This is a genomic window from Mesorhizobium sp. M0778, assembly GCF_040320105.1.
Lineage (GTDB): Bacteria > Pseudomonadota > Alphaproteobacteria > Rhizobiales > Rhizobiaceae > Mesorhizobium.
Genome location: NZ_JAMYPA010000016.1, coordinates 39,758 through 51,832, shown reverse-complemented (window position 1 = coordinate 51,832; position 12,075 = coordinate 39,758). Strand labels below are relative to the sequence as shown.

The 12,075-nt window shown below is 58.2% G+C and carries 9 protein-coding genes; 6 read left to right on the top strand and 3 right to left on the bottom strand.

Annotated features, from left to right (window positions below; translation table 11 throughout):
- Both NKI22_RS21365 and NKI22_RS21360 read left to right on the top strand, forming a co-directional pair.
- Window positions 1-2,223 carry a GumC family protein gene (locus NKI22_RS21365; protein WP_352815148.1) on the top strand — a complete coding sequence of 741 codons (2,223 nt, stop codon included), beginning with the start codon at window positions 1-3 and terminating at the stop codon, window positions 2,221-2,223.
- Window positions 2,220-3,761, top strand: a complete 1,542-nt coding sequence (locus tag NKI22_RS21360; protein ID WP_352639368.1) for a lipopolysaccharide biosynthesis protein — start codon at window positions 2,220-2,222, stop codon at window positions 3,759-3,761. The genes NKI22_RS21365 and NKI22_RS21360 overlap by 4 nt, the downstream gene beginning before the upstream one ends.
- A 182-nt stretch (window positions 3,762-3,943) precedes the next feature.
- On the opposite strand, the gene NKI22_RS21355 is transcribed toward NKI22_RS21360, so the two are convergent.
- A complete protein-coding gene (locus tag NKI22_RS21355) occupies window positions 3,944-5,026 on the bottom strand; it encodes an NAD-dependent epimerase (protein ID WP_352589636.1) in 1,083 nt (360 codons plus the stop codon).
- A 305-nt stretch (window positions 5,027-5,331) separates the two neighbouring features.
- Window positions 5,332-6,042 (bottom strand): helix-turn-helix transcriptional regulator, encoded by a 711-nt coding sequence (locus NKI22_RS21350; protein ID WP_031193850.1) that lies wholly within the window; start codon window positions 6,040-6,042, stop codon window positions 5,332-5,334.
- 289 nt (window positions 6,043-6,331) lie between these two features.
- Here NKI22_RS21350 and NKI22_RS21345 point away from each other — a divergent pair, with 289 nt between their 5' ends.
- Window positions 6,332-8,071, top strand: a complete 1,740-nt coding sequence (locus tag NKI22_RS21345; RefSeq protein ID WP_352589436.1) for a PAS domain S-box protein — start codon at window positions 6,332-6,334, stop codon at window positions 8,069-8,071.
- Between the two features lie 182 nt (window positions 8,072-8,253).
- Here the strand turns inward: NKI22_RS21345 and NKI22_RS21340 are convergent, their stop codons facing one another.
- Entirely contained in the window at window positions 8,254-8,928 is a 675-nt protein-coding gene (locus NKI22_RS21340) for a LuxR C-terminal-related transcriptional regulator (RefSeq protein WP_352484593.1), read from the bottom strand.
- Between the two features lie 511 nt (window positions 8,929-9,439).
- On the opposite strand from NKI22_RS21340, the gene NKI22_RS21335 reads away from it, so the two are divergent.
- From NKI22_RS21335 to NKI22_RS21325, 3 genes are read left to right on the top strand one after another with little or no spacing between them, the layout of a single operon-like run.
- A complete protein-coding gene (locus NKI22_RS21335; RefSeq protein ID WP_031193847.1) occupies window positions 9,440-10,162 on the top strand; it encodes a nucleotidyltransferase family protein in 723 nt (240 codons plus the stop codon).
- Between the two features lie 47 nt (window positions 10,163-10,209).
- Complete coding sequence (locus NKI22_RS21330) at window positions 10,210-11,346, top strand: DegT/DnrJ/EryC1/StrS family aminotransferase (RefSeq protein WP_023718557.1); 1,137 nt, start codon at window positions 10,210-10,212, stop codon at window positions 11,344-11,346.
- On the top strand, window positions 11,343-12,017 hold the full coding sequence (locus NKI22_RS21325) for a sugar transferase (RefSeq protein ID WP_031193846.1): 675 nt from the start codon (window positions 11,343-11,345) through the stop codon (window positions 12,015-12,017). The genes NKI22_RS21330 and NKI22_RS21325 overlap by 4 nt, the downstream gene beginning before the upstream one ends.
- Window positions 12,018-12,075 lie beyond the last annotated feature (58 nt).

The following is a 12,075-nucleotide window of genomic DNA, read 5'->3' as shown; positions in this document are numbered from 1 at the left end:
ATGGAAGGTTCCATAGTCAGCCGCATTCACCTTCCGCGCGCCACTGAAATGCACGTGCCGACGCGCGAGATCAACCCGCGCATGAGGCCATTCCTGCGCGAACAGATCGACGCGCAGACCCCCTTCCATCAACTCCTTATTACCGTCGCGAGGAGAAAATGGTTCCTGCTTGCAATGGTGATTTTGGGCGGTGTGTTGGCTGGGCTTGCGGGTTTTGCGCGTCCCGTCCTGTTCGAGTCGACCGCACAGGTGATTGTCGATGCTCCTGGCAGGAATGCGGCTCCCGGAGGCGCAGATTCTGCGCAGGAGATGCTGGATGCGAGCATTGATGACCACTTAACCATGCTCTCTTCGCAGGGGCATCTGCGTCGCGTGGTGGCAGCCCTGCGCAAGACGGAGGTTGGTAACATTGCTGAGCAAGGGGATGTCGTAACCGGAAATTCACGCCCCGCTCCGGCCGGCGGCGACTTGCAGAACATACGCACCTTCGCAGCCGGTCTGCTGGAAAGCATTTGGCCGCAGGGCAAGCCGGCGGCCGCCGATGAAGACGAACTCAAGGCATTACGGAAGGGCATGAGGGTTGGACAGGAACTGCGATCAAGAGTGATCACGGTCGGCTTCACCGACAACGATCCGGCGCGAGCCGCCCTTGTGGCCAATACGTTCGTCCAAGTATACATCGACGATCTCGCACAGAAGCGCAGGGCGTCAGACAGACTGGAACTCGCCTCGATCGTCGCTAGCCTACCGGTCGTACAAAGCGACTTGGCGAAAGCAACCGACCGCCTGGAAAAGTATCGGCTGAGCCATGGCGCGGTCGATCAAGGTGCGGCGGACAACGCTGCCAAGGAGACAGCCGAGCTCAGCCAGCAGATATCTTTGTCGAAGGCGGATCTCTCCGCAACGGAATCTCGCCTTCAACACATCGAGGCTTTGCGAAAGGAAGGAGCATCGGTCGCGACGCTCGCCGAAGCGATCGGGTCACCGGTACTGGCCGACATGGCGGCTCGCCAAGCCAACGACAATGCGGATGCGGGCCTGAGTACTGCAATCAACCGCGAGATCGAACAAGGCACTGATCGCATTGCTGCGGAGGCGAACATCTACCGTGCCCAGATTGCGGCTCTGGAGGGGCGCAAGAATGTGCTTGATGCGGTGGTGGCCGACACAGCCGGCCGGCTTTCCGGCTTGCGTGCGCTCGAGCCGCAGGTCAGCATCTTGACGCAGCGATACAACCAGCTACTCACGCAACAACAGGATCTGGTGCAGCGTATCGCAACCCCCTTGCCCGGAGTCTCGATCCTTTCAGCGGCGTGGCCGCCGACGAATCCAAAAACCCTGCCGCCCATCTTCCTTATTCCGCCCGGCATGATCGTGTTTGGTCTCATTGGCGGGATCTTCGTGATGGTCCGCAGCCGCCTCAATCAGACCTTGTGCGGCGAGGCCGAAGCTGAAGCCGCGCTCAGGGTCCCATGCCTGGGGCTGATACCGGAAGCGCCCACAATACACGCGAAACGACTTCAGCAGCTGGTTCTTGGCCAACGAAAGTCCAGCTACAGCCGAGCCATCACTTCCCTCCTCGTCACCGTGACACTCAACAAGGCGAGGGGCCGCGCTTCGCACGTCATCCTCGTAACGTCCAGTATCCGGCATGATGGCAAGACCGAGCTTGCATGGAGCTTGGCGTTGGCAGCTACCCGACTTGGGGGACGAGTGCTTTTTCTCGATCTTGACAGCACGGGGGCCCGCCTCACGAACGAGTTCCTGAACGAATTCGGCGCGCTCCGGCCGCATAAATCCTTTGGAGACTATATGAACGACCGTTGTCCCCTGCACGACGCGGTCACGGGAATGCCTGAAATTGGAATCGACTTCATGGCGCTGGCACCATCAGAGGATCTGCTGCCGCAGCTGTCCATGATCGACGGATCCCTGGTCACAGATGAGCTGCGCTCAATCTACAGCGTCGTCATTATAAATGGACCGCTGGGACTTGGAGGACCTGAGGCCAGGCTACTGACGGGCTGGGCTGACGCGGTTCTGTTCGCCGTTCGCTGGGGCAGAACGCGTCGCAGCATCGCGCGCGGTGTTCTGCAGCTGCTGACGGAGGACGAGACGGCTCAGGTCCCCGTAGGCAGCGTTCTCACGCACGTCAATCTACAGAAACACGCTGGCTATCGGTTTGGGGACAGCGCAGATCTCTTGCTCGAGAGAACATCATGAGTGTCACATGCGGGCTTCCGCGTAACGACCGTCGCGGCAGTCAGTCTGTCGAGCGGAAGATAATATCGAAGAGTTCGCAGACCGGAGCTGGGCCCGCCGGCGCAAGAGACATCGACGATTGCAGCGATCCGAAGCTCGCCCGCTTCCCTGCGGCCTCCGTTGCTCCAGCAAATATGGTTTTGCCGCACGAGGAGGACACGGGCCGGGGTCTCGGCTATGCCAGCATCTTCGCTCTTTTGGTCTATATCGGGGGTGCGGGCTTGACCAGCTTGGCGCAGTTATTGATTGCGCGCATCGTTGGCTCCACCAGCTATGGCATCTACTCCTATGTTCTGGCCTGGACCTCGGTGCTTGCCTATCTTGCAACGCTTGGGTTCCATGTATCCTTGCTGCGTTTCGTCTCCGCCTACAGTGCCAAAGGGCGGCTTGACCTGGTACACGGGGTAATCAGGTTTGCTCTGCAAAGGTCGCTGGCGGCAGCGACACTATTCGGCATCATTGGCGCCGCCTTGGTCTTGTTCTTTTCGGATTCTTCTCACAAGGAGCTTCAAACCAGCCAGCTGCTAGGCATGGCAGCAGTGCCTTTGGTCACCGCCTACGCGTTGGGCGCAACACTTGTTCGTGCTTTCGGCGGCGGTGTCTCGGCCCTCATGCCGGAACGCATCGTGCGCGACGGCCTATTGTTGACGTTGCTGGGAATGGCGGTCTTATCCGGATCATGGACCCCCAACGCACCCCTGGTGATGCAGGCGGTGCTGGCAAGTTCAGCCATCACGGTCGGCCTGGTGTTCATCATGGCGGCAAAATTTCAGCCGCCCGGCTTGCGGCAGGTTCAGCCAGGCGACGAGTCGCGGGAATGGTGGTCCGCGGTTCCGCCAATGATGCTCATGGCCGGGCTCGATGTTTTCATCAGCCGGGCCGGGGTCATGGTGCTGGGCTGGACGCATCACATTCGCGAAGCGGGCATTTTCGCCTTGGGATTGAACGTCGCATTGCTTGTGAGCCTTTCCCTGGTCGCTGTCTCGACGATGTTTGCGCCGACAGCGGCCGCCCTTCATGCCCGAGGCGATCGGATGGCTCTGCAGCAGCTGTTTTCACGGGCCGCCCTACTTTCCTCTGGCGGCGCCATAGCGATGGCCATCCCGATGCTTGCGATTATTGAACCTCTGTTGAGCTGGTTCGGCGGAGATTTCAGTACAGCGGCACCCGTCGCGCGGATACTCATTCTCGGATATGTCTTTGTCGCGCTATGCGGACCCCAGATGCTCCTCTTGATGATGACTGGAAACGAATGGGCGGCAGCCGCAACCATGATCGCCGGCGCCGCGGCCAGCATCATGGGCTGTGCCGCAGGAATTGCGCTCTACGGCGCGCCGGGCGCCGCAGTGGGCCTCGCGCTTGCGTTGGCGATTTGGAATGTGGCGATGTCGATTTATATCAGCAAACGGCTGAAAATTATCCCTGGGCTGATCTTTGCGCTGGCGTCGCTCAGAACGCGCGCAGTCGAAGGCCAGCCGCCTCATTGGTTCCTGCGCTGATCTGATGTTATCGCGCCCGATACTCGACGGCATCAGCGTTCAGGAATTTCGAGTCCAAGATTGTGTCGGATAGAGGCTGGCGGGGGCGGCTTTGGGGCCGACACTCGCTTTATTCTCTGTCCGAAAAAAATGCGAAATCTCAAATTTGCCGAGTGGCAGATCGTTGCCCGACAAGGCGCGGCCTACACTGTGGCCTCATCATTCACCGACGTTTGTTGCCGTATGCTGACCGCGTCATCCGTTCCATGAAAGTCCCGGTACCATTCGACAAAGCGTTGCACTCCGTCCTCAAGCGGTGTCGCCGGGGCGAAGCCGACGGCCTTGCGGAGATCGCTGACGTCGGCGCGCGTCTCCAGAACGTCGCCAGGCGGCAACGGCACATCCACGCGAAGCGCCCGGCTGTCAAGGGCGGTCTCGATGATCGAAATCAGTCGGTTGATTTCCTCGGGCCGGTCGTTGCCGATATTGTAGACGCGACACGGCGCGGAACTTGTAGCAGGGTCGGCGGTGCAAGGGTCCCAATTCGGATCGGGCCGCGGCGGTGCAGCGAGTGCCCGAACCACGCCCTCAGCGATATCGTCGATATAGGTGAAGTCTCGCCAGACGCGGCCGGCATTGGCTACTTCGATTGGCTTGCCCTCGATGATCGCGCGCGTGAACAAATAGACTGCCATGTCGGGCCTGCCCCAGGGGCCATAAACGGTAAAGAAGCGCAGTCCCGTCACGGGCAGGTCGAACAAATGGCTGTAGGAATGCGCCATGAATTCATTCGAACGCTTGGTGGCGGCGTAGAAGCTGACGGGATGATCGGCGCCGTGGTGCTCGGAAAACGGTATGGTTCGATTTAAGCCGTAGACGGAGCTCGAGGAGGCGTAGACGAGATGACTGACGCCGTAATGCCGGCAGCCCTCAAGGACGTTTAGAAACCCCACTATGTTCGATTGCACGTAGGCGTGCGGGTCAACAATTGAATGACGCACGCCGGCCTGAGCCGCGAGATGGACAAAGTGTGAGGGGCGAACGTTTGAAAACAGCAACTGAACGCGCGCGGCATCCGCCAGATCCATTCGTATCGGCGTGAACTCCGCCTCGCTACAGAGGCGTGCAAACCGCGCTTCCTTGAGCCGCAGATCGTAATAGGGTGTGAAATTGTCGACGCCCACGACTTTGACACCCAGACGCAAAAGCCGCGAGGCCACGTGAAAACCAATGAAACCTGCTGCGCCGGTGACGACGATCGGTCCTGTCCGTGCAAGTCTCTTCACCGCTTGATCCGAACGCGATCGGGCGATTTCCACCTTCTCCGTTGCGGCAAGGACAGACTCGCTGCATAGATCGTTGTCCAACTTGTCGCCTTTCGAATTCCGTTCGACAGTACCGAATTGCCGGTCCGAGATTCCAGCTTCCGATATTTACGTCAGCGCATCGAACCTGGTGGAGTTCAGGCGACGTCGGTGCCACGAACCGCGCAACGCGATGCACGACCTGCCAAATCATGACACTCCAAATTGCGTCGTCTGGATCCCGGGCGGACGCCGACGTCCGGCGATTGCATTTAAGTGGCCGGCCCTTATGGCAGGACCGAAATACGCCCAAGAAGGGCCACCAGTTCCGCCTGGCGTTTCGTTTCGGTCTTGGCGAACAGCGAGGCAAGCTGGGAACGGATCGTGGTGCGGCTGAGACGCCAGCTGCGAGCGATCTCCAAAGGTGCGTCGCCCTGAGCCAAACGCAAGGCGAGGTGCGTTTCTGCGCTCGTCAAGCCAAACATTCTTTGCAACGTGCGAGGATTTGGCCCCGACCTGTTGTCCCGGTCCAGCAACGCCACGATGCTCGTTCCGTCGGGAGCAATAACTCCGTTCTCGTTCAATATCACCGGCCGGTCGCCCCTGCTGCGGATTACCACCCAGGATAACGAGCCCGGCAGGAATTGGCCCGGAACATTCGCGATCAGCCGCCTTAGTGCGGCCGTAAGCCCGCTCGCCGTGTCAGCCGCTTCGCCCTGGCGCTCAAGCGTGGTTTGGGCGGCTGCGTTCCACTCGACTACTTTTCTTTCGCGATTCAGCACGAGATAGCCACAGCCAATGCGATCAAGCACGCCGGTTATGGATTCCAGACTGCGGCCTTTTGGTTCCCCAAGCCGTGCGTCCAATGGATCCGATGCGCGATCGGGAAGGTGACCAGAAGAGGGTCGCGTATTCCGCGCGTCAAAATCGTACTTGGTCCTCGTAGCAATGTACCTACCGCCCGAAGAAGCATCAACATGTCTATCGATCAGATTCATTTTCTACCCCTAACCCAAAGTTTCACACACGCCCGAAAATAAGTATTCGGGATTCGGATAGCCTTTTATGTTTAGATGGATTCTAGTCTTCTATGCGCTGACGGATAACGTGTTCATCACCACCTTGAAAACTCAATATGATCTGACAGTTCTAAGGCAGCTCATAGCCCCTGCTGCATCCGATAAAATGCGCGCTATGATAGCGGTATGGCAATCCGGCAGTGGTACTAAGCTGTACGTTTTTTGCTCTAGTCTCGACGGGCTAGTCAGAAGGTTGTAGTCTGTGTCCATGAGCTCGCAGTCGCGCAGGTCGAATTCGAAACCGTCGGGCAGATTGCTAACTCATATTGCCTCTGCATCCGTACTAGCTGCCACACTGATATTTGAAATAAAATCGTCAGCCTATATTGGGCAAGGCGCCAGTTTTCTGGAATTTGTTCCGGCTATTATTATTATCGCTTATCTCGAAGATCGTGTGCCTGCGCTCGCTGCGACCATTCTGATGGTGGCGGTCGGCCTTTGGGCGCGAGGATACGATCAGATTTCAAATGGCGATTGGGCACGCGCAATCCTGCTTCTGGTTTCGGGTGGGGTGATTGCCATGACGTTCCATCGCCTGCGGCAGGACTTGCGTGAGCTGCTGGAAGTCGCGGAGGCCAGGCTCGCTGCCGTCGAGGCGACCGAAAGCCGCTATCGTTGGGCCTTCGAACGTGCTGCCATGGGATTCGCGAACACCAACGAGAAAGGTGAGTTGCTGCAATCCAACAGACGCCTTTGTGAGATGACCGGGTACAAGGAGGAGGAGCTTGCCCAATTGCAGCTCGATACGCTCGCCCACCCGAACGACCGGGACACCTTGGCGCAATTGTTGGCGGGCCTAGGCAACGACATTGCTTCGTTCGTCTCGGAGGTCCGTCTTTTAAGAAAGGACGGTACGGCATTCTGGGCCAGGCTAACGCTTTCTTCGTCCGTGCCCGAGGGGGGACTCTCGGAGAGCATCTTCGTGGTGGTCGACGATATTTCGGAACGACGAGCTGTTCACGAAGCGCTTCGGGCTCAGAAGGAATGGCTAGACCTCGCTCTGTCTGCTGGACGCTTGGCCACGTGGCGGATCGACCTTAAAGACGGGACAGTCACAGGCTCGGACACGTTCTGGGACGTTCTCGGCTTGGCCCAGGCCAATAGCCGCAGTTTGGAGGAACTATCAGCTGTCGTTCATCCGGCGGACTGGCCAAAGCTGGCGGCATCGAGAAAGTCCGCATCATCGGTCATGAATTACGATGTTGAGATACGCGTCCGTCGACCGGACGGGCATATCCGCTGGGTTGCCCTGCGCGGAAGGGAGGAAAGACAGGGTGATGGAGGACAGCGGCTTGGAGTGGCTGCCGACCTGAGCGAGAGACGACAAACCACGCTGCTGCGCGCCGCGGCAAAGAAGCGGGAGCGCATTATGCTCGAACAACGCCACAGGTTCGGCAACGTTTTCGCGGTGATCACGGCGCTCGTGAAAATGGTCGATGTTCCTGGAAACAATGTTGCCAAATACAAGGAAATGCTGATCGACCGGATACGCGCGCTCGAGGCAACCCATCTGCTTCTTTCACGCAACGGCAGCGTATCGGGGGCGCTAAACGATCTCGTTGCTCAAGAGTTGCAACCATATATGGGAACACGCGCCATATCGGTCAGCGGTCCTTCCGTGGTGATGTCGGGAGGCGCCGCCGAGAGTTTTGCAATGATCGTCCACGAGCTTGCCACCAATTCCATGAAATATGGAGCGCTTGGCGATCCAAAAGGCCGGATCGACGTAAGCTGGACATTTGCACCTGAAGACACAGGCAGTGAGATCGTGTTCGAGTGGGTGGAATCGGGACGGCGGCGGACCTCGAGCGTAGTCCGTCATGGCTTCGGTTCCATGATAATCGGAGTAGATGGAGCGCCGCTTGTCGGTCACTCTCCCAAACTGGAAATAACTGACCACGGGTTGCGGTATTCGCTGCGGCTATCACGCAAGGAAATCGGATCCTAGTGCAGTGCTCCGATCGAAAAGCAGATACCTAAAAGACGCGTCGCGCTGAATGGCCTTGGAGATGCGCTTAGGTTCTTTTCCAGGGATGTCGTTGGCCAAAGGCCGCAGCGCAGTTTCGGTATATGCAGTATATGCATGAAACCTTGGGCGCCGTTTGCATGTCCAAAAGGACGCGCGGCGCTCTAGCTGGCATGTCTCGAAAGCCATGTCTTCAGCATAACGGCAGCTTCTGTCCGATTGCGTACCCCCAACTCACGCAGGACCGCAGCAGCGTGGATTTTCGTGGTCGCCTCTGCGATTTCCAGGTCGCGAGCAATTTCCTTGTTTGAATAGCCTTCCGCCATCAGCTTGAGGACTTCCTTTTGCCTCGAGGTCAGCCTGCCAAGGTTGAGGCCTGTGGTACGTCGCTGTGGGCCTTTCTCGGAGTGTGTATGCGCGTGGGTTGTTTGCGTTGCACCCGGGCGTGACAGAAGTGCAGGAACATAGATGCGGCCGGAGAGGATTTCATTGACAGCCAAAACGACCTCTTCGTCCGTCTGCGACTTTACGATGTAGCCATGAAGCCCGATCGAAAGAGCCGTGAGTATTTCCGAGCGTGAATCGTTTCCGGAAACGATCGCAAATCGCGTGTCCGGATAGGCGGACAGGATCCCGCCGAGCACCTCCTGATTGAACAGGCCCGGCATATTCAGGTCCAGGATCGCAAGATCCACGAACGATTGCTCTGCCAGCAAACTGAGCACCGCGTCGAAACAAGACGCTTCAAATATCTCCACACCTGGAATGCCTGCGGTCAGTGCCAATCGCAAGCCACGACGATACAAGCCGTGATCGTCGGCGATGACGATTCGATACATTGAACTACCCCAACGCGTATCTGAATGGATTGAACGGTGATGGGCCTGAAAGTCGTAGCCATTCACTCGTCGATTCATCCAGCCGACGCCGCGGCACCCCAACGCCGCAAACGCCAGATTTCTAATATAATCTTAAATGACGGGAAACGCTCCTCTTTTTTTGCCCCTTGTGAGCGAAACCCGCCGAACGTCGTCGAACATGTGTTCTGACCTCTTGGAAAGCTGACAGACCGGCTGGTCGTTCAGCACTGCGATAGGTCTGTAGGTATAGAACAGCAAAACGGCTGAATTGTTACCATTCGAATGCACGACGACATCCACCCCGACGGCCACATACCATCCAGATGCAATGTCCGGATCAGGGATCGGTGGGGAAATCTCACCGGTCTTCTACGGGAAATCTCACCGGTTCTTCTGAGGGGACAAGAACGCGTTTCCCGGGTGCTGACCAGGGTAGGATAACCGGCCCGTGACGATGGCGTTCAGGCCGAATGAACAAGGGAGGACCAGGATGAAAGCGGTGATTCAATGTGGTGGAATGGGAACACGCCTCCGCCCCTTCACTTCGATCTTGCCGAAGCCGCTCATGCCGATTGGTGCACGGCCGGTTCTCGAGATGCTTCTGAAATGGTTGCGACGCAACGGTATTCAGGAAGTCTATATTACAACCGGGTATCTCGGCCACTTGATCCGCACCGTGTGTGGAGATGGCTCGCAGTGGAACCTGAAAATTCGATACACGCAGGAGATGGAGCCGCTGGGCACCATCGGGCCATTGTCTTTGATCAGGGACGAACTGACGGAGCCATTCATCGTTCTCAATGGCGATGTCCTTACGGATCTAAGCCTCAGTCGATTTGTAGCAGCGCACCGTAAGCACACCGATCCAGTGACGATCGCAACAGCCTGTCGCCTGATCAAGATGGATTTCGGCGTCATCGACGAAGTCGACAATACCGTGCAGACCTTTCGCGAGAAACCGACGCTGTCGCATCTGGTCAGCATGGGGATTTACTGCATGAATCCAGACGTTCTGCAGTTCATCCCGTCCGGCATACCCTTTGGGTTCGACGACCTGATGCTCCAGATGATGCAGAACGGCACAACCGTGCACGTGTACAAGCATGAAGGTCTCTGGCTCGATATCGGGCGCGTCGACGACTTTCAGAACGCACAGACCATTTCCTGGGAAGACCAGTCGGCCTCGATCGAGGTCACTGCGACGGCTGCATGATGAAGTCACCAGCGCGGTTCCCACAGTTATCAGTCTAGGAGGTTGTGATGCTCTTGGTCAGTGCCCCGATCTTGGGTGTGCCGGAGAAGACTGCTTTGACCAAGGTCATCGACAGCGGCTGGCTGACCATGGGGGAGCAGGTACGAGCCTTCGAACAAGCCTTTGCCGACGTGCATGGTGCGGAGGATTGCGTCGCGGTCAGTTCTTGTACCGCAGCGCTTCATCTCATTTTGCACGCACTTGGTATCGGCCCGGGCGACGAGGTGCTGGTCCCATCCTTGACTTTCGTGGCGACCGCAAATGCGGTCCTCTATGTTGGTGCGACCCCCGTTTTCGTCGACATCGAGTCGGTCGATGTGCCGCTGATGTCCATCGCGGAAGCCGAAGCGAAATGCACGGCCCGCACCAAGGCAGTCATTCTCGTCCATTTCGCCGGCTACCTCGCCGATCGGGAACAATGGCAGAAGTTCGCCCGTGCCCGTGGGCTGCATATCGTCGAGGACGCGGCGCATGCGCCCGGCCTGAAGGAGGTGGGGACATTTGGTGCCGCGGCCGCCTTCAGCTTCTACGGCAACAAGAACATGACCACGGCGGAAGGCGGGGCGGTGATTGCCAGGGATGCCGGTCTGCTCGAGACGATCCGCCAGGCGCGTGGACATGGGATGACCACCGGGACACGTCAAAGGCTGAACAGCCGCACCCCGCAGTATGATGTCACCATGCTCGGATTCAATTATCGCATGGATGAATTGCGGGCTGCGATCGGATTGGTCCAGCTGCAAAATCTGCAGGAGTGGAATGAGATCAGGCGTATCCTGGTGATGCTGTATCGCCGTCTCATCGCGAAGCATTGCCCGGCCGTGACCATCCCGTTCCACGAGCCGCGGACGTCGGCCTACCACATCATGCCTATCCTTTTGCCGCGTTACGCCGACAGGCAAGACGTCATCGACGCACTGCGCGCGCAAGGGATACAAACCACTATCCACTACCCGCCGGTGCACCAGATGACGCTCTATCGTGAGCTCATTCCCGGTACTCATTTACCGCGCACGGAAGATTTCGCCCAGCGCGAACTCACTGTACCGCTGCATCCGCAGATCACCGCACCTTTGGTCGAAACGGTAGTGGTCGCTCTTGCCGCGGCGGTCAATAACTGCGCTCAGACAGGAACAGCCGCATGAATGCCCTGGACCTAGCCATTCACCGGCCTAACGTCTCGAGCGCCGCCCATGGGGCTGTGAGACGAGCAATCGATCTCGTCATTGCTGCAGCCGCGGCGATCGTCTTCGCTCCGCTGATGCTGCTGATTGCCCTGGCGCTGCTGCTGGAAGGCGGTCGGCCAATCTTCTTTACGCAGACCCGCGTCGGGGCCGGTGCTCGCCCATTCCGCATGTACAAATTCCGCAAATTCAGAGTGCGATGCGATCCCGGTGGCCTGGCGCTGACCATGGCCGATGACAGCCGCATGACGCCAATCGGGCGGTTCCTCGCCGCCACCAAATTCGACGAGCTGCCGCAGCTATGGAATGTCTTCAGAGGCGAGATGGCAATCATCGGTCCACGCCCGGAGAGCCTTGCCTTTGCCGATTGTTTTCGTGGGGGCTTTGAGGACATTTTACAATACAAGCCAGGCTTGTTGGGTCCGGCCCAGGTTCTCTTCCGGAATGAAGCGCATTTTTATCCGCGATCCGTGGACCCGCTATTGTTCTACCGCCAGGTTCTGTTTCCTGCCAAGGCCAGGCTCGACCTTTCCTATTATCCGCAGCGCACGATCGTCTCTGATGTCGTCTGGATGGTGCGCGGCTTGCTGGCGGTGCTTGGCGTCGTTTCGCCGCCGCCGATCGGAACGTGAGAGCAGGTGGAATACCCGCGCTCTCGTGGATTTGCAAAGTCAGTGCCTCACGTCATAG